The organism is Kitasatospora sp. NPDC001132 (genome assembly GCF_053598415.1).
Genome location: NZ_JBSFKF010000014.1, coordinates 154,511 through 176,407 on the forward strand (window position 1 = coordinate 154,511; position 21,897 = coordinate 176,407).

A 21,897-nucleotide genomic window follows, 5' to 3' on the forward strand; every position below is an offset into this window, starting at 1 on the left:
TCGGCGGATGGGGTAGGCTGGGTTAATTGAGCGCCATTCAGATGACACTCCAAAGCCTCCTCACCGCAAGGATATCACATCGATGAGCGAAGCACCAGCGGCCACGGGGAACCCCGGCGATGCCCTCGCCGCGGCCCTGCGCACCGAGCAGGCCCACCTCACCCGGCTCTACGCCCGGCTGGACGCCGTCCGCGAACGCGCCCGCCGCACCGCCGACGGCGCCCACGACCAGGCCGCACCCGGCGGCACCCACCAGGCCCGGCTGGAACGCGAGGTGCGCGCCCGCGAGGCCGCCCGTCACGCCGCCCGGCTGGACGCGGTCGAGCGCGGCCTGTGTTTCGGCCGGCTCGACGAGCGCGACGGCACCGTCCACTACATCGGCCGCACCGGCCTGACCGACGAGGCGTACGAACCGCTGCTGCTCGACTGGCGGACCCCGGCCGCCCGCCCCTTCTACACCGCGACCCCCGCCCACCCCGGCCCGGTGGTCCGCCGCCGCCACCTGCACACCCGGGGCCGCACCCTCACCGGGCTGGACGACGAGGCGCTCGACCTCGCCGGACTGGACGAATCCGACCGGCGCGGCCTGGTCGGCGAGGCCGCCCTGCTCGCCGCCCTCGACCGCGAACGCACCGGCCGGATGGGCACCGCCGTCGCCACCATCCAGGCCGAGCAGGACCGGGTGATCCGCTCCCCGCTGCCCGGCGCCCTGGTGGTCCAGGGCGGCCCCGGCACCGGCAAGACGCTGGCCGCCCTGCACCGCACCGCCTACCTGCTGTTCACCCACCGCGCCGCGCTGGAGCGCCGCGGCGTGCTGGTGATCGGCCCCAACCCCGGCTTCCTGCGGTACATCGACGAGGTGCTGCCCGCCCTCGGCGAGACCGAGGTGGTGCTGCGCACCGTCGGCGAACTCCTCCCCGGCGTCACCGCCACCGGCACCGACGCCCCCGCCACCGCCTTCGCCAAGGGCGGCCCCTGGATGGCCGGGGTGCTCCGGCGCGCCCTGGCCGCCCACCAGACGGCCCCGGCCGACGGCCTGGACCTCGGCGAGGGGCTGAAGGTCTCCGCCCGGGCCTGCGCCGAGGCCCGCGACGCCGCCCGCGGCCTGCGGCTGCCCCACAACCGGGCCCGCGGCTTCTTCCTCGGCACCCTGCTCGACGCCCTCGCCATCGCCCAGGCGCTCACCCTCGGCCGCCCCTACGACGACGAGGAGGCGCACTACGCCCCGCGCGAGCTGTGGGAGCGGACGGACGTCCGCGCCGCCCTCGACCCGCTCTGGCCCCGGCTCACCCCGCAACAACTCCTCGAAAGGCTTCTCACCGACCGGGAGTTGCTCACCACGGCGGCCCCCGAACACGCGGCCGCCCTGCTCCGTCCGCCCGGCTCCGGGTGGACGGTCGAGGACGTCCCGCTGCTCGACGAGGCCGCCGAACTTCTCGGCACGGCAAGGGAATCCGCCGCTGCCGACCAGGATCCGGACGAACTGGCCTTCGCCCAGGGCGTGTTGACCATCACCGGGCAGACCGGCGACGCCCTGCTGGACTCCGCCGCGCTGGCCGGGCGATTCCGCGACGACGGCCCGTACCGCTCCACCGCCGAACGCGCCGCCGCCGACCGCACCTGGGCCTACGGCCACGTCGTCGTGGACGAGGCCCAGGAGCTGTCCGCGATGGCCTGGCGCGCCGTCCTGCGACGTGTCCCGACCAACTCGCTCACCATCGTCGGCGACCTCGCCCAGACCGGATCGCCCGCCGGCGCCCGCAGTTGGGCCGAGATGCTCGACCCGCACCTGCCCGGCCGCTGGCGCGAGGAGCGGCTGACCGTCAACTACCGTACGCCGCAACCCTTCATGGCCATCGCCTCCGCCGTGCTGCGCGCCGCCGTACCCGGCCACCGGCCGCCCGACTCCATCCGCCCCGGCACCGAGCGGCCCCGCGCCGTCCACGTGCCCGAGGGCGACTTCGCCGCCGCGCTCGCCCGGCTGCCCGCCGGCCCCGGCACCCTGGGCGTGATCGCACCGGACGCCCTGACCGCGGAACTGGACGCGCTCACCGTGGCGGACGCCAAGGGGCTGGAGTTCGACGCGGTCGTGGTGGTCGAGCCGGCCGGACTCGCACCGCGCGACCTCTACGTCGCCCTGACCCGGGCCACCCGCTCGCTCACCCTGCTCCACCACCGGCCGCTGCCGCCGGAGCTCGCCGGGCTGCTCTGACCGGCGCGACCGACGGGCGGCCCGACCGGCACCGGCGGCACGAGTGGCGCGGGCGGCGCGGGGTCCTACTGCGCGCCGCCCGTACGGGCCAGCACCGGCAGCACCTGGGAGCAGATCGAGTGCAGCGCGATCCGCTGCTCGTCGGTCATCGCCTCGAAGGCCTGGTGGGTCCGGGCCATCTCGCCCCGGATGCGGTTCAGGATCTCCCGGCCCTCGGCCGTGATCACCACGATCTTCACCCGGCGGTCACCGGCCGCCGCCTCCCGGTTGGCCAGGCGCAGCGACTCCAGCCGGTCCACGATCCCGGTCACGTTCGACGCGTCGCAGCCCAGCCGCCCGGCCAGCGCCCGCATCGGCACCGGCTCCTGCACCGCGCCCAGCGCCTTGGCCTGCGAGGAGGAGAGGCCGTGCCGGGCGGCGGCCGCCGCGAAGTCCTGGAAGTATGCGGCACCGACGGCGGCCAACACCTCCATCAATTCGGCGTTGGTCGGTACGGTCGTCGTCGCTGTCGAACCCATGGGGTCAGCGTACGACCAGGTGCTTCAGTAACTCAAGCTTTGACCACGGCAACCGTCGGCGAGCCGCCTCACACCGCCCCGGGGTCAGAGCACCAGCTGGTCGAACAGCCGCCGCAGCTCCGCCTCCGGGTCCGCGGTCAGCCCGGTGTGCACGGGCCCCGGCTGGACGATCGCGCTGCGCGGCGCGGTCAGCCAGCGGAACCGCTGCCCGGGGCTGTCCCCCGCCGCCGGACCGGCCTGCGGGCCGCCCTGACAGACCGCCTCGATCCCGTGCAGCGCCCGTCGCACGCCATGGACGTCCGCGACCGGGTCCAGTGCCAGCAGCCGGGCCTGGTCCAGGTGGGTCCGGGCGGCCAGGTGCGAGCTCTGCCTGCAGTACAGCAGCACCCCGACGTTGACGCACTCGCCGCGCTCGACCCTCGGCACCGCGCGGATCACGGCGTACTCGTAGTCGTGCAGCTCTACGGCGACCGGCAGCATGGACAGCACGGGCTCGGTCATGCGGGCACCTCCGGCAGCCAGTCGCGCGGACCGGCCAGTCGTCGGGTCAACTGGGCGCGGTACGCGGCGCGCACCTCGTCGGGCGAGTCGAAGCCGAACTCGTCCGCCAGCCAGACCTCGGGGATCTGCGCCACCGCGCCCTCGATCGCCGCCTCGGCGAGCGGCGCGAGCGCCTTGTCGGCCGCCGCCAGGTCCGGCCGGGCGCGCAGCAGCGCATGGTCGGAGGCGTCGTACGGACGGCGGATCCAGGCGGCGGCGCCGGACCAGTTGTGGTGGAAGATCAGGCTCGCGCCGTGGTCGATCAGCCGCAGCCCGCCGGTCGCCACCAGCAGGTTGGGGTTGCGCCAGGAGCGGTCGACGTTGCCGATCAGCGCGTCGAACCAGAGCACCTGCCCGGCCAGCTCGGGGTCCACCTCGAAGCAGAGCGGGTCGAAGTTGAGCGCGCCGCTGACGAAGGCCATCCCCAGGTTGGTCCCGCCGCTGGCCCGCATCTGGTCCTGGATCTGGTGGTCCGGCTCGCTGCGCGCGAGCACCGGGTCCAGGTCGACCGTCACCAGCTCCGGCACCGGCAGCCCGAGCCGCCGGCCGAGCTCCCCGGCCAGCACCTCCGCGACCAACGCCTTGCGGCCCTGCGCCGCACCGACCCATTTCAGCGCGTACAGCCGCCGATCGTCGGCCTCGACCAGGCCCGGCATCGAGCCGCCTTCTCGCAGTGGCGTCACGTACCGGATCGCCGTCACCTCGGGTAGCACGGCCGACAGCCTATCGGTGTCTGCGCCCCTTCCTCTCCCTTCACCTCCGCACCTCCCCCCGGCACCTCCCTCCCCTCCCCCACGCCCCCGCCCCGGTGGCAGCCCCCGCCTCCCCCGCACCACCCTTTCCTCCCCACTCCATAGCCCCGCCCCGGTGGCAGCCCCCGCTGCTCCGTGCGAGTGTGGCGGACAGTAAGTGGGGACCTTCACGGCAAAGGGATGAGCGATGGAACGACCTCGGATCCTGATCGTGGGCGGTGGCTTCGCCGGTCTGGAGTGCGCCCGCCGCCTCGAACACAAGCTGTCACCGTCGGAGGCCGAGATCTCGCTGGTCACGCCGTTCAGCTACCAGCTCTACCTCCCCCTGCTCCCCCACGTCGCGGCCGGCGTCCTCACCCCGCAGTCCGTGGCCGTCTCGCTGCGCCGCACGCTGCGCCGCACCCACATCGTCCCGGGCGGCGCCATCGGCGTGGACCCGACCTCCAAGGTGTGCGTCGTCCGCAAGATCACCGACGAGGTGGTCGCGCTGAGGTACGACGTCCTGGTGCTCGCCCCGGGCAGCGTCACCCGCACCTTCGACATCCCCGGCCTCACCGACTACGCCCGCGGCATGAAGACGCTCGCCGAGGCGGCCTACGTCCGCGACCACGTGATCGCCCAACTCGACCTCGCCTCCACCACCCTGGACCAGAAGGAGCGCGAGTCCCGGCTCCAGTTCGTGGTGGTCGGCGGCGGCTACGCGGGCACCGAGACGGCCGCCTGCCTCCAGCGGCTGACCACCGCCGCCGCCCATCGCTACCCGCGCCTGGACGCCCGGCAGATCAAGTGGCACCTGATCGACATCGCCCCGAAGCTGATGCCGGAACTCGGCGACCCGCTCGGCGAGTCCGCCCTGGAGGTGCTGCGCGACCGCGGCATCGAGGTGTCGCTGGGCGTCTCGGTCGCCGAAGTCGGCGCCGAGACCGTCAAGTTCACCGACGGCCGGGTGCTCCCCTGCCGCACCCTGATCTGGACGGCCGGCGTGGCCGCGAGCCCGCTGATCGGCACGCTGGACGCCGAGACGGTCCGCGGCCGGCTCGCCGTGACGGCGGAGATGCGGGTGCCGCAGTTCGAGAGCGTGTTCGCGCTCGGCGACGCCGCCGCCGTCCCCGACCTCGCCAAGGGCGACGGCGCGGTCTGCCCGCCGACCGCCCAGCACTCCGCCCGCCAGGGCCGCGCGGTCGCGAACAACGTGATCGCCTCGCTCCGCAACCAGCCCCTGGAGCCGTACTACCACAAGGACTTGGGCCTGGTGGTCGACCTCGGCGGCAAGGACGCGGTCTCCAAGCCGCTCGGCGTGGAACTCCGCGGCGTGCCCGCGCAGCTGGTGGCGCGCGGCTACCACCTGATGGCGATGCGCACCAACGTGGCCAAGTTCCGGGTGGGCACCAACTGGCTGCTCAACGCGACCGCCGGCGACGAGTTCGTCCGCATCGGATTCCTCGCCCGCCAACCCGCCCGACTGCGGGACTTCGAGTACACCGACGCCTATCTGACGCGGGATCAGGTACGCGCGCACGCCCAGTCGCTGCTCGCCAAGGGCTGAGCACGGCAGACCGACGCAACGGCGCCCCCGCCGGAACCGGCCGCGAGGGCGCCGAACCGCGCCGTCACCGCGATCACCGCGCGGTCAGGTACATCCCGCTCGCGTCCTGCCCGGCCGCGTCGCGGCACGCGTAGTCACCGCTCGGGCGCGCCCACAGCAGCGTCAGGCACGGCCCGACCTCCTGCCGGCCGTAGTGGTCGGGGTGCATCGACTCCCGCAGCGCGCCCTGCGTGGAGTCGAGCCCGCCGTCCAGGAAGCGCGCCCACTCGCCCGTGGTCGCGGACGAGCCGGAGTTCGCGGTCGGCTGCCTGGTAGCCGTCGCGCAGACCTCGCGGCCCTGCAGCATGTCCGACAGGTCCAGGAACTGCGCACCCTTGGCGGCGGCGACGCCCGCCGGCGCCCCGGAGATCCGCGGCACCATCGAGTCTCGGGCCCAGTCGGCGTCCCCCTCCCAGAACGGGCGGCCGCCGGTGTCGGAGCGGGTCCAGCCGCTCTCCGGGGAGCGCATCTCGGCGCTGTGCAGGCCCCGCTCCCGACGCCCGCCCCGGACTCACACCAGCCGCGACCCGCCGCCGCCCGCCCCCAGCACCGCCGCCAGGTCCTCCGCCAGCTCCCGCGCCTGCGCCGCCTCCAGCCGCGCCGTGGTGAACCGCAGCCCGGGCGGCGACTGGATCCGGTACCGCGCGCCCGGCGCCGCGACCCAGCCGCGCTGCACCAGCGCCGCCAGCACCGAGGTCTCGTCCGGCACCGGCACCCAGACGTTCAGCCCGCTCCGCCCGTGCGCGGCGATCCCACGGGCCGCCAGCTCGCCCAGCAGGGCGTCCCGCCGGGCCCGGTAGACGGCGGCCACCCGGCCGGCCGGCGCGGCGTCACCAGCCCACAGCTCCGCGACGGTGCGCTGCAGCAGGTGGCTGACCCAGCCGGCCCCCAGCCGCAGCCGGCCCGCCACCCGTCCGATCGTCTCGTGGTCGCCGACCGCCACCGAGACCCGCAGGTCCGGCCCGTACGCCTTGGCCGCCGAGCGCACCACCGCCCAGTGCCGGGTGTCGGCGCCGACCAGCGAGTGGTACGGCTGGTCGACCATGCCGTGCCCGTGGTCGTCCTCGATCAGCAGCACCCCGGGGTGCTCGGCCAGTACGGCCTTCAGCGCCTCGGCCCGCCGTGCGGTGAGCGCCGCCCCGGTCGGGTTCTGCGCCCGGCTGGTGACCACCACGGCCCGCGCGCCCTCGGCCAGCGCCGCGGCCAGCGCGTGCGGCAGCGGACCCTCGTCGTCCAGCCGGACGGGCGCGTGCTTCAGCCCCAGCGCGGGCAGCAGGTCGAGCAGGCTGCCCCAGCCCGGATCCTCGACTGCCACCGCGTCGCCGGGGCGCAGCCGGGCGCCGAGAATGCGTTCGACGGTGTCCAGCGAGCCGGAGGCGACGGCGATCGGGCCGCCGGGCAGGCGGTCGGCCTCGAAGGACGCTCGGGCGAGCGCGAGCAGCAGCGGGTCGACGGCGGCGTGCCCGTACAGCACCGGGTCGGTGCGCGCGGCCTCGGCGGCGGCCGCGAGGGCCGGGGCGAGGTCGGGCAGCAGGGCCGGGTCGGGGTTGCCGGTGGACAGGTCGCGGGCGTGCGGCGGGACGGGGATGCGGATCTGGTCACGCGGGGTGAGGGCGGGCCTGGGCAGGATGCGGCTGCCCTTGCGGCCGGCGGTCTCGATCACGCCGCGGTCGCGCAGCAGCCGGTAGGCGGCGGCGACGGTGTTGGGGTTGACGCCCAGTTCGGCGGCGAGGTCGCGCAGCGGGGGCAGCGCGGTTCCGGGGGCGAGCTGCCCGCTGCTCACGCCCTGCTCGATGTGGGCCGCGATTTCGCTGGCGCGTCGCCCTTTCAGCGGATAGCCTCCTAGCACAAAGCAAATTATGCACTAGTACATAGAGGATGTCATGTCAGCCACCGCGGAAGGTTCGCCCAGCTACTCCCGCACCCCGAGGACCACCCCCACCCGCTACCGGGACCGGGCCACCTGGGAGCAGGAGGCGATCCACGCCATCCTCGACAGCGCCTACATCTGCCACCTCGGCTTCGTCGTCGACGGCGCCCCCGTGGTCCTGCCCACGATCTTCGCCCGGGTCGGCAGCCGGCTCTACGTCCACGGCTCCACCGGCAGCCGCCCGATGCGCAACGCCTCCGGCGAGCAGGGCATGCCGGTCTGCGTCACCGTCACCCAGGTCGACGCGCTGGTGCTGACCAAGTCCGCGTTCAACCACTCGGTGAACTTCCGCTCGGTGGTCGCCCACGGCACCGCGCACCAGGTCACCGACCCCGAGGAGCTGGACGTCGCGCTCGCCGCCCTGGTCGACCACGCGGTTCCGGGGCGCTCCGCCGAGGTCCGTCCGGCCAACGCCAAGGAGCTCGCCGCCACCGCCGTCCTCCGGCTGGAGCTGGACGAGGTCTCGGCCAAGACCCGCGAGGACGGCGCCGACGACGACCCCGAGGACGCCGACCTGCCGCACTGGTCCGGTCTGATCCCGGTCACCACCGTGCACGGCACCCCCGAGCCGCACCCCGGCACCGCCGTCCCGCTCCCCGCGCACCTGCGCGGCTACCCGCGCTGACGGGAGGACCACCCGTGCTGATCAGATCCTGGGACCGCGGCGACGAGCAGGAGTGGCGCGCCTGGCTGGCCGAGGGCCGCGACTTCGGCCTGCTCGCCGCCAACGGCGGCCCCGGCGAGGGCCCGGTGCTCGTCCCGACGCACTTCCTGCTGGACGCCGAACGCGGCGAGATCCTGCTCCACCTCGCCGCGCCCAACCCGCTGCTGGCCGCCGTCCGGGCCGACCCCCAGGTCACCCTCGCGGTCACCGACGGCTACGCGTTCGCCCCCGGCCACTGGCGCGGCGAACCGGGCACGCCCACCAGCTTCTACGCCTCGGTCCACTTCCACTGCACCGCCGAGGTGGTGGAGGCCGCAGCCGACAAGGCGGAGATCCTCAACCGCCAGCTGGCGCACTTCCAGCCCGAGACACCGGAGGTCCGGGTGGTGCCCGGCGACGGCGCCTTGGCCCGGCAGCTGCCCGGGCTGCGCGGGCTCCGGCTGACGGTGAACGAGGTGCGGGCCAAGTTCAAGTACGACGACAAGAAGCCCGCCGAGGTGCAGTACGCCATCGCCGACCGGCTCGCCGAGCGCGCCGACGGCCCTGGGCGCGGCCACGACCAGTACGCCGCCGCCCGTACCCAGCTGCTCCGCCGTCACCGACGGCGCACCGCCTAGCCGGGCACCGCGAACGCCGCGGGGCACCGACGGCCCCCCGGGCCACGCCCCGCGCGTCGACCACTCGCGCAGCGGTCGGCCGGCGCGCCGTCGGCTGACTCCGGGTCACCCGGTCGGCCGCCAATCGGCCGCCAACTCGGGCAGGTCGGCCGCGGCGCTGCTCGAATGTGAGACGAGCCCTGCCCACTCACCGTCAGAGCGGGTCCGTCCACTCCCGGGAGCGCGTGTGTCCTCAGTCAACAGCCAACGGGCGTCCGGCGAGGCCCACCTCGGCCACGTGGTGTTCATCTCGGCGGCCGCCGCCATGGGCGGTTTCCTGTTCGGCTACGACAGCGCGGTGATCAACGGTGCCGTGACGGGCATCCAGAAGCACTTCGCGGTCGGCCACGGCACCACCGCGTTCGTGGTGGCCATCGCGCTGCTCGGCTCGGCGGTGGGCGCGGTGCTCGCCGGCCGGCTCGCCGACCACCTCGGCCGGGTCCGCACGATGCTGCTGGCCGCCGCACTGTTCGCGGCCAGCGGCATCGGCTCGATGTTCCCGCCGAACATCGAGACCCTCGCCGTCTGGCGCGTGATCGGCGGCATCGCGATCGGCATCGCCTCGGTGATCGCCCCCACGTACATCGCCGAGGTCGCCCCGACCGCCTACCGCGGCCGGCTCGCCTCCTTCCAGCAGATGGCGATCGTGCTCGGCATCACCGTCTCCCAGCTGGCCAACTGGGCGATCAACCAGGCCGCCGGCGGCGAGTCCACCAACCACCTCGGCGGCATCCAGGCCTGGCAGTGGATGCTCGGCGTCGAGGCCATCCCGGCCCTGGTGTACGGGCTGATGGCGCTCGCCATCCCGGAGTCGCCGCGCTACCTGATCGCCGACCACCGCGAGGAGCAGGCCCGCAGGGTGCTGGTCGAGGTCGAGGGCGAGGGCGTGGACCTGGACGCCCGGGTGGCGGAGATCCGCTCGGTGCTGGAGTCCGCCCGCAAGCCCCGGGCGAAGGACCTGATGGGCGGCCGGTTCGGCCTGCTGCCGATCGTCTGGGTCGGCATCGGCGCCTCGGTGTTCCAGCAGTTCGTCGGCATCAACGTGATCTTCTACTACTCGTCCTTCCTGTGGCAGTCGGTCGGCATCAACGAGGCCAACTCCCTGCTGATCAGCCTCTCCACCTCGATCATCAACGTGATCGGCACGGTGATCGCGATGGTCCTGGTTGACCGGATCGGCCGCAAGCCGCTGGCCCTGGCCGGCTCGATCGGCATGGCGGCCGCGCTCGGCACCGCCGCCTGGGCGTTCTCCTACCGGGAGGGCACCGGCGACACCGCCACCCTGGACAACACCCACGCCACCGTCGCCCTGGTCGCCGCGCACGTCTTCGTGCTCTGCTTCGCCTTCTCCTGGGGCGTGGTGGTCTGGGTGCTGCTCGGCGAGATGTTCCCCAACCGGATCCGCGCGCTGGCGCTGTCCGTCGCCGCCTCGGCACAGTGGATCGCCAACTGGGCGATCACCGTCAGCTTCCCGGACCTCGCCGACTGGAACCTCTCCGCGACGTACGTCATCTACGCGGCCTTCGCGCTGCTCTCCATCCCGTTCGTGGCCTTCTGCATCAAGGAGACCAAGGGCCGCGCCCTGGAGGAGATGGGCTGACCCGGCCCCGTCCACCGCCCCCGCCGCAGACGGCCCGCACCGCCGACCCCCCGCCGCTCGCGGCCCGACCCACCGAGAGGAAGCCATGCCTGACCAGGGCGGCTCCCGGCAGAACGTCACCTTCCCGAGCCACGGCCGCACCGCGCACGGCTACCTGGCCCGGCCGCCGCAGGGCGTCGGGCCCGGCCTGGTGGTGGTCCAGGAGTGGTGGGGGCTCACCTCGCACATCGCCGACATGGCCGACCGCTTCGCCGCCGAGGGCTTCACCGTCCTCGCCCCCGACCTGTTCGGCGGCGCCACCACCCACGACCGCGCCGAGGCGGCCCGGTTCATGCGCGAGCTCCCGGTCGAGCGGGCGGTGGAGGACCTGGCCGGGGCCGTCGACCACCTGCTCTCACTGGACGCCGTGGTCGGCGACGCCGTCGGGGTGGTCGGCTTCTGCATGGGCGGCGGCTTCGCCCTGCTGCTGGCCGCCCGGGCCGGCGACAAGGTGGCCGCCGTGGTCCCGTTCTACGGCCTGCCGACCGATCCGGACTTCGACTACCGCGGCCTGACCGCCCACGTGCTCGGCCACTTCGGCGAGTTGGACGGCTCGATCCCGATGGCCGCCGTGGACGAGGCGGCGATCCGGATCGGCGAGGCCACCGACGTCCGCCCGGAGATCCACTTCTACCCGGCCGGGCACGCCTTCATGAACGACGAGAACCTGATCGGCACCTACGACCCGCTCCAGGCCCGGATCGCCTGGCGCCGGACCCTCACCTTCCTCTGGGGCCACCTCGGCTGACTCCCCTCCCGCCCCGGGCTCCGGTGTGAAAACGGGATGGACACCTGTACGACCTTTCGGCATAGTCTCCGGGTGCCGACCCCACCTCCGCGCCGCTTCGCCTGGGCGAGCCGCAACTTCCGCATCCAGACCGCCGCCACCGTGATCAGCGGCCTCGGCAACGCCGGCGCCCCCATCGCCACCGCCTTCGCCGTGTTCGGCACCGGCGGCACCACCGCCGAGGTCGGCTACGTCACCGCCGCCCGACTGGTGCCCACCGTGCTGCTCCTGGTGGTCGGCGGCACCCTCGCCGACCGGCTGCCGCGCCACCTGATCATGGTCGCCGCCAATGTGTTCAGCGGGGTCTCCCAGGCCGTCCTGGCAGCCCTGGTGCTGACCGGGGACGTACGGCTCTGGCAGATGCTGGCGCTCTCCGCGGCCGGCGGAGCCGGCTACGCGCTCTACACTCCGGCCTCCGGCGGCATGATCATGCAGGCCGTCCCCCAGGAGCACGCCGCCCGCGCCTTCGCGGTCTTCCGGATGGGCCTCAACGCCTCCCAGATCGGCGGCGCCGCCCTCGGCGGCGCGCTCACCGCCGTCGTCGGCCCCGGCTGGGTGCTCGCCCTGGACGCCCTGTGCTTCCTGGTCGCCGCCGCCCTCCGCTTCTTCCTCGAGCCGGAGCAGGCCCCCGCGCCCTCCGGCGCCAGCATGCTGCGCGACCTGCGCGAGGGCTGGCGGGAGTTCGCCTCCCGCCGCTGGCTCTGGGTGATCGTGCTCCAGTTCTCCGTCCTGGTCGCCTGCATCAACGCGGTCGAGTCGGTGTACGGGCCGACGGCCGCCGAGGAACGGCTCGGCGGCGCGGGCGCCTGGGGCCTGGCGATGTCCGCCTACGGGGTCGGCCTGGTGGCCACCGGCGTGCTGATGACGCGGTGGCGGCCGCGCCGGATCCTGCTGGTCGGCAACTGGGGGGTCTTCCTGTTCGGCGTGCCCGCCCTGGCCCTCGCCGCCGAGGTGCCGCTGCCGCTGCTGGTCGTCGCGATGTTCCTGTCCGGCGTCGGCGTCACCGTCTTCGGCGTCAACTGGATGGTCGCGCTCCAGCAGGAGATACCCGCGGAGATGTTCTCCCGGGTCACCGCGTACGACGAACTCGGCTCCTACTCGCTGGCCCCGGTCGGCACCGCCCTGGCCGGCCCCGCCGCCGTGGCGCTCGGCCTGTCCGGCGCGCTCTGGACGTGCGCCGCCGCCTGCCTGGTGCTCAGCGCGGTCGTCCTGCTGGACCCCCAGGTGCGCCGGCTGAGCCGTCGGAGCACGGCGGACGCACCGGTGCCCGCCGGTGAGCCCGCACCCACCCCGTGAGCGCCGCGCGCGCCCGGCGTGCGCCCGTCCGGGAGCAACCGGAGGTGCGCGAGTGTCGTCCGGACAGTCGGGAAACACCACGAGTCTCTGGGGGCCACCGGTGCCGAAGCCACTGCTGTTCCTGGACGTCGACGGCGTCCTGAACCCGGTCCGTCCGCACCCGGACACCGGGTTCGACTCGCACACCCTGTTCGGCTACACCGTCCTGCTGTCCACCCGGCACGGCAGCTGGCTGCGCGAGCTCGCCGGAACGTACGACCTGGTCTGGGCCACCACCTGGGAGGAGAACGCCAACACCCACATCGCCCCGGCGATCGGCCTGGACCCGCTGCCGGTGGTCGCCCTCGCCGGCTACACCCCGCAGCCCGGCGACCCGCGCGTCCCGCTGATGGAACTGTTCTCCGCCGCCAAGTGGGCCCCACTGCTGCGCTACGCCGGGGGCCGGCCCTTCGCCTGGGTGGACGACGTCATCCCGCCGCGCCTGGTCCGCCGCTCCCTGTGGCGCCGGGACCGCCTGCTGCTGCCCGTCGATCCGGGCCAGGGCCTGGAGCGCCGGCACGTCGACCGGCTGCTCGCCCGTCCGCCGCGCGGCCGGGCGCCGTCGGTCAGGGGGTCGGCAGCCAGCTGACGTGCCCGGCCAGCAGCGCGTACCCGACGAAGGCCACCGTGTCGATCAGGGCGTGCGCCGCCACCAGCGGCATCACCCGCCCCCAGCGCCGGTACAGCAGGCAGAACACCACGCCCATCACCATGTTGCCGACCATCCCGCCGACCCCCTGGTACAGGTGGTACGAGCCGCGCAGCACCGAGCTCGCCGCCACCGCCGCCGGCCAGGACCACCCCGACTGCTCCACCCGGCGCAGCAGGTAGCCCAGGACGACGACCTCCTCCAGGACGGCGTTCTGGCAGGCCGACAGCACCAGCACCGGCACCCGCCACCACACGTCCGGCAGCCCTGACGGCGCCACCGTCAGGTTGTACCCGGCCGCCTGCGAGACCAGGTAGAGCGCCAGCCCCGACCCGCCGATCGCGGCCGCGACGGCGGCGCCCCGCCCCAGGTCGCGCAGCTTCTGCCCGAGGTCGAAGCCCAGCACCCGCAGCGTGAAGCCCTCGCGCACCAGCAGGTAGCCGACCAGCACCACCGGCATCAGCCCGCGCCCGATGTAGTACAGCTGCCACACCAGGTCCAGCCAGGGCCGCCCGGGCGCCCGCGAACCGTTCAGGGTGGCGACCTGCTGGCCGAGCTTGAGCGGTTCGGTGAGCGAACCGGTGAAGCTGATCAGCGCGCCGATCCCGCTGGCCCCGAGCGAGAGGCCGAGGACGATCAGCAGTTCCACGCCGAGCAGCCGACGGGTGGGCTTCGCGGTCTCCGGCGCGGTCGGGACGGTGGTCACGGGGGCTCCAGCGGACGGGGCGGTCGCTCCGGCCGTCGGCCGACCGCCGGAGCGATCATCCTGACACAGCCGCGCGGCCGCCCCGGAGGGGAGGTCTCAGCCCACCGGCCAGGTGTGCACCGGCTCGCCGCCGCGCATGAGTTCGGCGTAGCGCCTGGTCATCGCCGCGAGCGCGGCCGGCCGGTCCATCCCGTACTGCTCGCGCAGCCGGTGGAAGGTCGCGGTCTGCCAGGACGCTCCGTTGGTGCGGCGCAGGCAGCGCTGCTCGATGATGCCCAGGTAGCGGTCCCGGTCGGCGGGCTCCACGCCCCACTCGTCGAGGCCCTGGTAGGCCATCGGCAGCAGCTCGTTCAGCACCAGGTCGACCGCGGACACGGTCTGCAGCCCGCCGCCGCGCCCGGCCCGCCCCGAGCGCGGCCACTGGAACACCGCGTCGATGCCGTACCGGGCGCCCTGCTGGAAGTTCTCGTCCGCCCGCTCGAACGGCAGCCGGGTCCAGATCGGCCGGGGCTGCGCGGCGAGCACCCGCACCAGTCCGTAGTAGAAGGCGGCGTTGGCCAGCGTGTCGGCCACCGTCGGCCCGGCCGGCAGCGCCCGGTTCTCCACCCGCAGGTGCGCCACCCCGCCCGCGACGTCGTACACCGGGCGGTTCCACCGGTAGATGGTGCCGTTGTGCAGCCGCATCTCGGCGAGCCTGGGCGCACCGCCGGAGGCCAGCACCTTCAGCGGGTCCTCGTCGTCGCAGATCGGCAGCAGCGCGGGGAAGTACCGCAGGTTCTCCTCGAACAGGTCGTACGCGGAGTCCACCCAGCGCTCGCCGAACCAGGTGATCGGGCGCACCCCCTGGGCCTTGAGCTCCGCCGTCCGGGTGTCGCAGGCCTGCTGGAAGAGCACCGGACGGGTCTCCCGCCACAGCTCCCGCCCGAACAGGAACGGCGAGTTGGCGCCGAGCGCGAGCTGCGGCCCGCAGATCGCCTGGGCGGCGTTCCAGACCGAGGAGAACCGTTCCGGGGTCACCTGGAGGTGCAGCTGGAGCGAGGTGGCGGCGGCCTCGGCCACCATGGTGATCGACTCCAGCTGGAGGTGCTCGACCCCCTCGATGTCCAGCGCGATGTCCTCCCCGCGGGCGGCCAGGATCTGGTCGCTGAGCAGGCTGTACCGCTGGTTGTGGCTCATCGCGTCCAGCCCGGTGTGGGCGTGCTCCAGGGTCGGCAGGATGCCCACCATGACGATCCTGGCGCCCGCCTCGGCGGCCCGCCGGTCGGCGTAGCGCAGCCCGGTGTCGATCTCCTCGCGCAGTTCCTCGAAGACGTGCCCGCAGAGCCGGTGGGGCGTGATGTTGACCTCGATGTTGAACCGGCCCAGTTCGGTCTGGAAGTCGCTGGAGCCGATCGCGCTCAGCACCTGCGCGTTGTTCATGGCCGGCAGGCCCTGCTCGTCGGCCAGGTTGAGCTCGATCTCCAGGCCCATCACCGCCCGCGGACGGTCGAAGCGGTCCTCCCGGATCATCCGTCCGAGTGTTTCGAGACACGTGTGGAGCTTGCGCCGGTACTGCTGCCGGTCCGCCAGTTCCGCCCGAGTAGCCACGACCTTCTCGCCCACGGTCCCCTCCTCCAGAGCCACCCCGTCGAGCACCCGGTCGACCGACCGTGCAAGCATCATGCCCACCTCGAAGATCGATACCCGAACACGTGTACTGGCTTGCATTGCAAGGCATCTGACGGAAAATCAGACGAACTGTGGACTTGCCCGGCACCACAGCCTGTGATAAACAGATCACCCTGCGCACCTGTTCGAATTGGCATAGCGCTCCGGCCGGTCCGCCCCGCCCAGAAGCCCTCGTCGACGGCGGCGACCGTGCCGGCTCCGCGATCCTGCACAACCGGACACGGCCGGGCCCCGTCACCGAAGACGCGTCGCCTCGCCACGCCGGTATGACGCACTCGCACGCCGATCTCGCTTGGAGAGGCGGACCCGCCATGACTCTGCAAACCCCCCAGCCCCCGCCGAGCGCGCTGCGCGCGGTCCTGGGCGCCCTCGACTCGGAGACCGCGCTGCGCCAGCCCGCCGCCGCAGCACTGCGCCATCCGACCGGCCCACTGCTCCCCGCCCACCCGCTCGCGGTGCACGTCCTGAACGGCCCGCGCCCGGAACTCCCGGCCGCCCGCCGCACCGGCTGGCGCTTCCTGATCAAGGACGGGCCCGAGGTGGCCGCCGCCGCCGAGGTGGTGCAGAGCGCCGAGGGCCACAGCTTCTCCCACTTCACCGCGGGCCCCTACCTCGACTCGACGGTCCGGGCACTGCGCGAGGCCTGGCAGCTCGCCCAGAACTCCCGGACCCGCCGGCAGCCCCGGCTGCTGACCTTCCCCGGCCAGTACGCCACGGCGCTCTGGCTGCACAGCCCCGACGGCGACCCGGCCGCCGATCTGCTGATCCCCCTCGCCCCGGCCCCGCTCGGCGTCACCGCGCACCGCGCCCGCCCGGCCGCCGAACTGCTGCCGCTGCTCGCCCGCACCCCGCTCGCCAGGCCGCTGCTGCTCGGCTCCTCCTGACCCGGCCGGTGTCCCACGGGCCGCCGGGCCCACCCGCCCCGGCGGCCCCCACCCGTGCCCGCGCCCGTGCGCCCGCGGGCCCTCACCCGAACGGCGACCACCCGTCCGGACCATCCGGCATGGCCCCATCGGGTCATGCCCCGGCTGACCCACCGGTGTGCTCTTTCCCGTCGGCCCCACCTGAACGGGTGATCTCTACCCGGGAGTTGTGGCGCATGTCACGAAATCCCTGCGCGCGGGTCCCAGGATGCCGACACTGGGAACCAGCGTGGAAGGACCCCCTGTCCTACCCACTTGAGCGCCGGTCCACACTTGGCCGGCGTGCGGACAGGATCCGACCACCGCAGCGGTCCCGGACGGCACCACCTCCGGCGACCGCATCACGGGGAGGATCGCAGAGCGAAGCGAGGGTACGCGTATGTGCCAGCACCGTCCTGAGTGCCCGTCGGCCGAGTCCGAGGACCGCGAGGCGGCCGTCTCGGTGGCCCGCCACCCGGAGCAGGGCTGGAGCCTGCTCTGCAACGGCGTCGTCCTGTTCGAGGACACCGGAGAACTGCTGCCCGACGGCCGGGTGATCGCCCCGCGCCGTCCCGTCGCCCACGCGGCCTGACCGAACGGTCCGGCCGGTCCGGCCGGACGGCGGGGGCAGCCGCCGACTCGGCCGGCGAAACGGGCAGGGCCCCGGCGGAAGACTCCGCCGGGGCCCTGCCGTCCGATCGGGCCTGCGGGCCCGGTCCGGTCAGACGCCGTACTCGTCCAGCGGCGGGCAGGAGCAGACCAGGTTGCGGTCGCCGTACGCGCCGTCGATCCGGCTGACCGGCGGCCAGTACTTGTCCGCCGGGTTCACGCCCGCCGGGAAGACGGCCTCCTGCCGCGAGTAGCCGTGCGCCCAGTCGCCGGCCAGCGTGGCGGCGGTGTGCGGGGCGTTGCGCAGCGGGTTGTCGTCGGCCGCCCACTCGCCCGAGCCGACCTTGTCGATCTCGGCGCGGATGGTGATCATCGCGTCGCAGAACCGGTCGATCTCGTGCAGGTCCTCGGACTCGGTCGGCTCGATCATCAGCGTGCCGGCCACCGGGAAGGACATCGTCGGCGCGTGGAAGCCGTAGTCGATCAGGCGCTTGGCGATGTCGTCCACCGTCACGCCCGTCTCCTTGGTCAGCGGACGCAGGTCGATGATGCACTCGTGCGCGACCAGCCCGCCCGGGCCGGTGTAGAGCACCGGGAAGTGCGGCGCCAGACGCTTGGCGATGTAGTTGGCGTTCAGCACCGCGACCTGGGTCGCGTGCTTGAGGCCCTCGCCGCCCATAAGCCGGACGTACGCCCAGGAGATCGGCAGGATGGCCGCCGAGCCCCACGGCGCGGCCGAGACCGGGCCGACGCCGGTGGCCGGGCCGGCCTCCGCCTGCAGCGGGTGGTTCGGCAGGTACGGCGCCAGGTGGGCGCGCACCGCGACCGGGCCGACGCCCGGGCCGCCGCCGCCGTGCGGGATGCAGAAGGTCTTGTGCAGGTTCAGGTGCGAGACGTCCGCGCCGAACTTGCCCGGCTTGGCCAGGCCGACCAGGGCGTTCAGATTGGCGCCGTCCACGTAGACCTGGCCGCCGGCCTCGTGCACCAGGGCGCAGATGTCGGTGATCTGGGTCTCGTACACGCCGTGGGTGGACGGGTAGGTGACCATCAGCACGGCGAGGTTGTCGCGGTGCTGCTCGATCTTGGCCTTCAGGTCCTCGACGTCCACGTCGCCGTCGGCCAGGGTCTTCACCACGACCACGCGCATGCCGGCCATCACCGCGGAGGCCGCGTTGGTGCCGTGCGCCGAGGACGGGATCAGGCAGACGTCGCGCTGGGTGTCGCCGTTGGCGTGGTGGTAGGCGCGCACGGCCAGCAGACCGGCGAACTCGCCCTGGGAACCCGCGTTCGGCTGGATCGACACGGCGTCGTAGCCGGTCACCTCGACCAGCTGCTGCTCCAGCTGGCGGATCAGGGTCAGGAAGCCCTGGGCCTGGTCGATCGGCGCGAAGGGGTGCAGCTGGCCGAACTCCGGCCAGGTCACCGCCTCCATCTCGGTGGTCGCGTTGAGCTTCATGGTGCAGGAGCCCAGCGGGATCATGCCGCGGTCCAGCGCGTAGTCCCGGTCCGACAGGCGGCGCAGGTAGCGCAGCATGGCGGTCTCCGAGCGGTGGCTGTGGAAGACCGGGTGGGTCAGGTACTCGTCCTCGCGCAGCAGCGCGGCGGGCAGCGTCTCGGCGCCCTCGGCGACCTCGCCGGCGGGAACGCCGAACGCGGCCCAGACGCCGGCCAGGTGCTCGCGGGTGGTGGTCTCGTCGGTGGAGACGGAGATCCGGTCCTCGCCGTCCTGGTACACGTTGATGCCGTTGGCGCGGGCGGCGGCGGCGATCTCGGCGGCGCGGCCCGGGACGACGGCGGTGACGGTGTCGAAGAACTCGCCGTGCAGCAGCTCGACGCCGCCGGCCCGCAGGCCCTCGGCGAGGGCGGCGGCGTAGCGGTGGGTGCGGCGGGCGATGTCGGCCAGGCCGTCCGGGCCGTGGTAGACGGCGTACATCGAGGCCATCACGGCGAGCAGCACCTGGGCGGTGCAGATGTTGCTGGTGGCCTTCTCGCGGCGGATGTGCTGCTCGCGGGTCTGCAGCGCCAGGCGGTAGGCGCGGTTGCCGTCGGCGTCGACGGAGACGCCGACCAGGCGGCCGGGCAGCGAGCGGGCGTACTCGGTACGCACCGACAGGTAGCCGGCGTGCGGGCCGCCGAAGCCCATCGGCACGCCGAAGCGCTGCGTGGTGCCGCAGGCGATGTCGGCGCCCAGCGAGCCCGGGGACTTGAGCAGGGTCAGCGCCAGCAGGTCGGCGGCGACGGCGACGATCGCGCCCAGGCCGTGCGCCTGCTCGATCACCGGGGCGAGGTCGCGAACCACACCGGTGGCACCCGGGTACTGGAGCAGCACGCCGAAGACGCCGCGCTCGGCGATCTCGGCGGGGATGCCCTCGGACAGGTCGGCGACGACGACCTCGACACCGGTCGGCACGGCGCGGGTGTTGATCACCGCGAGGGTCTGCGGCAGGGTCTCGGCGTCGACCAGGAAGACACCGCCCTTGACCTTGGTGACGCGGCGGGCGAGCGCCATCGCCTCGGCGGCCGCGGTGCCCTCGTCCAGCAGCGAGGCGCCGGAGGTCGACAGGCCGGTCAGGTCGGAGACCAGGGTCTGGAAGTTGAGCAGCGCCTCCAGGCGGCCCTGCGAGATCTCCGGCTGGTACGGGGTGTAGGCGGTGTACCAGGCCGGGTTCTCCATGACGTTGCGCAGGATCACCGGCGGGGTGAAGGTGCCGTAGTAGCCCAGGCCGATCATCGGCTGGAGCACCTGGTTGCGGCCGGCCAGCTCGCGCAGCTCGGCGAGGACCTGGGCCTCGGTCCGGCCCGCGGGCAGGTCCAGGGCGGTGATGGAACGGATCGCCTCGGGCACCGCGGTGGCGGCGAGCTCGTCCAGCGAGCCGTAGCCGACGGACGCCAGCATCTTCTCCTGCGCGGCGGCGTCGGGGCCGATGTGGCGGTTCTCGAAGGGACTGGCCAGCTCAAGCTCGGTGAGGGTCGAGGCGCCGGTGGGGCGTCCCGCGTTCGGCTGGGCGTTCATGGTGGTCGAGGCCTCCTGGTCACGGACCGGCGGGGGTACGCACGCCGGCCGGCCTCGCCGCTGCGGGCGGCGGACAAGCCTGGGCGGGCGGACCCGACAGGCCTCCCCCTCTGTCATCGGGACCTGAGAGCTTCACCCGCACGGGGCGCTGTGGGCGCTCCGCCGGCTTGCACCGTCGGTGAGGGTGGTGATCGCCGGCTTCCGTGCCGACGCTCCTGCCCTGCTTTCCAGAGTGACCTACCCCACACGGTACGGATGCCTGAGAGATTCCGGGGAGGAGTTGCTCCTTCGGCGCCCCGACCAGCGGTTTTCGTTGTCGGAGACTCTCCCGAGCGGGCTCTGCGGTCGCCGCCCAGGGTACCAGCGGGAGGCCGCCCGATCACGGGTGCGTCGGGTCACTCGAGGTCTACGCGCGTCCCCCGGACGGTCGATCGCGCGCCCCCGTCCGGCGCACCCCGCTCGCGCCCGTCCGATTCATGGCATTTGGTGTGAAGTGGCGGACGTGACAGGTGCTCCGGCCGCCCTGCTGCGGGAGTTCCGCAGGCCCACCGCGCGGGAGGAAAGAAGTGCAGACCGACATCGACCCCCGGGACCTCATCGGTCACAAGGCCGTCGACCGCAACGGAGACAAGATCGGCACGGTCGACGAGGTCTACCTGGACGACGCCACCGGCCGGCCCGAGTGGGCCGCGGTCCGGACCGGCATCTTCGGCCGGGACGCCTTCGTCCCGCTGACCACCAGCGAGTTCGCGGGCGACGAACTGCGGGTGCCGTACGACAAGTCGCTGGTGAAGGAGTCACCGGACTTCGGCGTCGGCCAGCACCTGTCCCCCGCCCAGGAGCTGCAGCTCTACCGCTACTACGGGCTCGACACCCCGATGGACAGCCGTCCGAACGGCGAGAACGGGAACCGGACCAAGCAGCCCGACCTCGACTTCGGCACCACGGCGGCCACTGCCGCCGCCACGACGACCGCCGCGGCCCCCGCCAAGCCGCTCACCTTCCACAGCTCCGAGCGCTCCCCCGGGCACGCCCCGGCGAGGACCCCCGCTGCCGCCGCCGCGCCCGTCACCCCCGCCAGCACCAGGACCGCCCCGGAGGCCGACACCCGGATCCCCGGCACCCCCGCGGCCACCACCCCGCCGGCGGCGGCGCCCGCCCCCACCGCGCCCCCCACGGAACCGAAGCAGTCGCAGCCCGCCCCCGCCCCCGCCCCCACGCCCGCCCCGGCGGCGGCCACCAGGACCGCCACCGCGCATTCGGGCACCCCCACGGCCGCCCCGAGCAGCCCGGTCGAGATCACCTGCCGCGAGGAGCGGCTGGACGTCACCACCGAGTGGCGCGTCCTCGGCACCGCGAAGCTGCGCAAGTACGTGACGACCGAACAGGTCGAGCGCCGCGTTCCGGTGGTCCGCGAGCGCGTCCGGGTCGAGCGGACGCCGATCAGCGAGGCCGAGCGCGCCACGCTCACCGACAAGGAGATCGCCGAGACCGTCGAGGAGGTCACTCTCCGTGAGGAACGCGCGGTGGCCCGCAAGTACCTCGCGCCCGTCGAGCGGATCCGCCTGGTCGTCGAGCGGTACACGACCGAGGAGGTGATCCGGGAGGAACTCCGCCGCGAGCACGTCGAGGTCCACGACACCACGACCCCCCACACCCCGCCGTCCACCCTCACTCCCGACGCGCCCCGCCCGGCCCCAGCACGCCCACTCGCCTGACCGCCCCCACCAGC

19 protein-coding genes and 2 riboswitches are annotated in these 21,897 nt (G+C 73.8%); of the genes, 11 read left to right on the plus strand and 8 right to left on the minus strand.

The window, feature by feature from the left end:
* The first annotated feature begins 82 nt into the window (after positions 1–82).
* Complete coding sequence (locus ACWDBE_RS20755; protein ID WP_449808729.1) at positions 83–2,212, plus strand: HelD family protein; 2,130 nt, start codon at positions 83–85, stop codon at positions 2,210–2,212.
* Positions 2,213–2,277: 65 nt separating this feature from the next.
* On the opposite strand, the gene ACWDBE_RS20760 is transcribed toward ACWDBE_RS20755, so the two are convergent.
* The 3 genes from ACWDBE_RS20760 to ACWDBE_RS20770 form a co-directional block, all read right to left on the minus strand.
* A complete protein-coding gene (locus ACWDBE_RS20760; protein ID WP_392870217.1) occupies positions 2,278–2,730 on the minus strand; it encodes a MarR family winged helix-turn-helix transcriptional regulator in 453 nt (150 codons plus the stop codon).
* An 84-nt stretch (positions 2,731–2,814) separates the two neighbouring features.
* The gene (locus ACWDBE_RS20765) at positions 2,815–3,231 is read right to left on the minus strand and encodes a DUF3037 domain-containing protein (RefSeq protein WP_449792444.1); all 417 of its coding nucleotides are present in this window, start codon (positions 3,229–3,231) and stop codon (positions 2,815–2,817) included.
* Positions 3,228–3,983, minus strand: a complete 756-nt coding sequence (locus ACWDBE_RS20770) for a HipA family kinase (RefSeq protein WP_449792445.1) — start codon at positions 3,981–3,983, stop codon at positions 3,228–3,230. Before ACWDBE_RS20770 ends, ACWDBE_RS20765 begins: the two co-directional genes overlap by 4 nt.
* 226 nt (positions 3,984–4,209) lie before the next feature.
* Here ACWDBE_RS20770 and ACWDBE_RS20775 point away from each other — a divergent pair, with 226 nt between their 5' ends.
* Positions 4,210–5,568: an NAD(P)/FAD-dependent oxidoreductase gene (locus ACWDBE_RS20775; protein WP_449792446.1), complete on the plus strand. Its 1,359-nt coding sequence runs from the start codon at positions 4,210–4,212 to the stop codon at positions 5,566–5,568.
* 73 nt (positions 5,569–5,641) lie between these two features.
* On the opposite strand, the gene ACWDBE_RS20780 is transcribed toward ACWDBE_RS20775, so the two are convergent.
* Positions 5,642–6,076 (minus strand): hypothetical protein, encoded by a 435-nt coding sequence (locus ACWDBE_RS20780; protein ID WP_449808730.1) that lies wholly within the window; start codon positions 6,074–6,076, stop codon positions 5,642–5,644.
* Positions 6,077–6,118: 42 nt separating this feature from the next.
* A complete protein-coding gene (locus tag ACWDBE_RS20785; RefSeq protein WP_449808731.1) occupies positions 6,119–7,456 on the minus strand; it encodes an aminotransferase class I/II-fold pyridoxal phosphate-dependent enzyme in 1,338 nt (445 codons plus the stop codon).
* A 34-nt stretch (positions 7,457–7,490) separates the two neighbouring features.
* On the opposite strand from ACWDBE_RS20785, the gene ACWDBE_RS20790 reads away from it, so the two are divergent.
* From ACWDBE_RS20790 to ACWDBE_RS20815, 6 genes are all read left to right on the plus strand, one after another.
* The gene (locus ACWDBE_RS20790; RefSeq protein WP_449792449.1) at positions 7,491–8,162 is read left to right on the plus strand and encodes a pyridoxamine 5'-phosphate oxidase family protein; all 672 of its coding nucleotides are present in this window, start codon (positions 7,491–7,493) and stop codon (positions 8,160–8,162) included.
* Positions 8,163–8,176: 14 nt separating this feature from the next.
* Complete coding sequence (locus tag ACWDBE_RS20795; protein ID WP_449792450.1) at positions 8,177–8,818, plus strand: FMN-binding negative transcriptional regulator; 642 nt, start codon at positions 8,177–8,179, stop codon at positions 8,816–8,818.
* Between the two features lie 226 nt (positions 8,819–9,044).
* A complete protein-coding gene (locus ACWDBE_RS20800) occupies positions 9,045–10,457 on the plus strand; it encodes a sugar porter family MFS transporter (RefSeq protein WP_449792451.1) in 1,413 nt (470 codons plus the stop codon).
* An 85-nt stretch (positions 10,458–10,542) separates the two neighbouring features.
* The gene (locus ACWDBE_RS20805) at positions 10,543–11,244 is read left to right on the plus strand and encodes a dienelactone hydrolase family protein (protein ID WP_449792452.1); all 702 of its coding nucleotides are present in this window, start codon (positions 10,543–10,545) and stop codon (positions 11,242–11,244) included.
* Between the two features lie 72 nt (positions 11,245–11,316).
* Positions 11,317–12,579 carry an MFS transporter gene (locus ACWDBE_RS20810; protein ID WP_449792453.1) on the plus strand — a complete coding sequence of 421 codons (1,263 nt, stop codon included), beginning with the start codon at positions 11,317–11,319 and terminating at the stop codon, positions 12,577–12,579.
* Between the two features lie 100 nt (positions 12,580–12,679).
* Positions 12,680–13,207 (plus strand): HAD domain-containing protein, encoded by a 528-nt coding sequence (locus ACWDBE_RS20815; RefSeq protein WP_449808732.1) that lies wholly within the window; start codon positions 12,680–12,682, stop codon positions 13,205–13,207.
* Here the strand turns inward: ACWDBE_RS20815 and ACWDBE_RS20820 are convergent.
* Together ACWDBE_RS20820 and ACWDBE_RS20825 are read right to left on the minus strand one after the other, a co-directional pair.
* Entirely contained in the window at positions 13,185–13,973 is a 789-nt protein-coding gene (locus ACWDBE_RS20820) for a CPBP family intramembrane glutamic endopeptidase (protein ID WP_449808733.1), read from the minus strand. The genes ACWDBE_RS20815 and ACWDBE_RS20820 overlap by 23 nt on opposite strands.
* Positions 13,974–14,069: 96 nt before the next feature.
* Complete coding sequence (locus ACWDBE_RS20825) at positions 14,070–15,575, minus strand: glutamate--cysteine ligase (protein WP_449792469.1); 1,506 nt, start codon at positions 15,573–15,575, stop codon at positions 14,070–14,072.
* A gap of 377 nt (positions 15,576–15,952) precedes the next feature.
* Between ACWDBE_RS20825 and ACWDBE_RS20830 the strand changes: the two genes are divergently transcribed.
* Together ACWDBE_RS20830 and ACWDBE_RS20835 are read left to right on the plus strand one after the other, a co-directional pair.
* A complete protein-coding gene (locus tag ACWDBE_RS20830; RefSeq protein WP_449792456.1) occupies positions 15,953–16,525 on the plus strand; it encodes a hypothetical protein in 573 nt (190 codons plus the stop codon).
* 418 nt (positions 16,526–16,943) lie between these two features.
* The gene (locus ACWDBE_RS20835; RefSeq protein ID WP_097235094.1) at positions 16,944–17,135 is read left to right on the plus strand and encodes a DUF5999 family protein; all 192 of its coding nucleotides are present in this window, start codon (positions 16,944–16,946) and stop codon (positions 17,133–17,135) included.
* A gap of 129 nt (positions 17,136–17,264) precedes the next feature.
* Here ACWDBE_RS20835 and gcvP read toward each other — a convergent pair whose 3' ends face one another.
* Positions 17,265–20,165 carry an aminomethyl-transferring glycine dehydrogenase gene (gene gcvP, locus ACWDBE_RS20840; protein ID WP_449792457.1) on the minus strand — a complete coding sequence of 967 codons (2,901 nt, stop codon included), beginning with the start codon at positions 20,163–20,165 and terminating at the stop codon, positions 17,265–17,267.
* A gap of 103 nt (positions 20,166–20,268) precedes the next feature.
* Positions 20,269–20,401, minus strand: a riboswitch (glycine riboswitch).
* 1 nt (position 20,402) lies between these two features.
* Positions 20,403–20,506, minus strand: a riboswitch (glycine riboswitch).
* Between the two features lie 225 nt (positions 20,507–20,731).
* Between gcvP and ACWDBE_RS20845 the strand changes: the two genes are divergently transcribed.
* A complete protein-coding gene (locus tag ACWDBE_RS20845) occupies positions 20,732–21,883 on the plus strand; it encodes a PRC and DUF2382 domain-containing protein (RefSeq protein ID WP_449808734.1) in 1,152 nt (383 codons plus the stop codon).
* Positions 21,884–21,897: the final 14 nt, after the last annotated feature.

Coding starts and splice junctions, on each gene's coding strand:
- ACWDBE_RS20755 (WP_449808729.1), top strand. CDS start 83: ATGAGCGAAGCACCAGCGGCCACGGGGAACCCCGGCGATGCCCTCGCC.
- ACWDBE_RS20760 (WP_392870217.1), bottom strand. CDS start 2,730: ATGGGTTCGACAGCGACGACGACCGTACCGACCAACGCCGAATTGATG.
- ACWDBE_RS20765 (WP_449792444.1), bottom strand. CDS start 3,231: ATGACCGAGCCCGTGCTGTCCATGCTGCCGGTCGCCGTAGAGCTGCAC.
- ACWDBE_RS20775 (WP_449792446.1), top strand. CDS start 4,210: ATGGAACGACCTCGGATCCTGATCGTGGGCGGTGGCTTCGCCGGTCTG.
- ACWDBE_RS20780 (WP_449808730.1), bottom strand. CDS start 6,076: ATGCGCTCCCCGGAGAGCGGCTGGACCCGCTCCGACACCGGCGGCCGC.
- ACWDBE_RS20790 (WP_449792449.1), top strand. CDS start 7,491: ATGTCAGCCACCGCGGAAGGTTCGCCCAGCTACTCCCGCACCCCGAGG.
- ACWDBE_RS20805 (WP_449792452.1), top strand. CDS start 10,543: ATGCCTGACCAGGGCGGCTCCCGGCAGAACGTCACCTTCCCGAGCCAC.
- ACWDBE_RS20830 (WP_449792456.1), top strand. CDS start 15,953: ATGACTCTGCAAACCCCCCAGCCCCCGCCGAGCGCGCTGCGCGCGGTC.
- ACWDBE_RS20835 (WP_097235094.1), top strand. CDS start 16,944: ATGTGCCAGCACCGTCCTGAGTGCCCGTCGGCCGAGTCCGAGGACCGC.
- gcvP (WP_449792457.1), bottom strand. CDS start 20,165: ATGAACGCCCAGCCGAACGCGGGACGCCCCACCGGCGCCTCGACCCTC.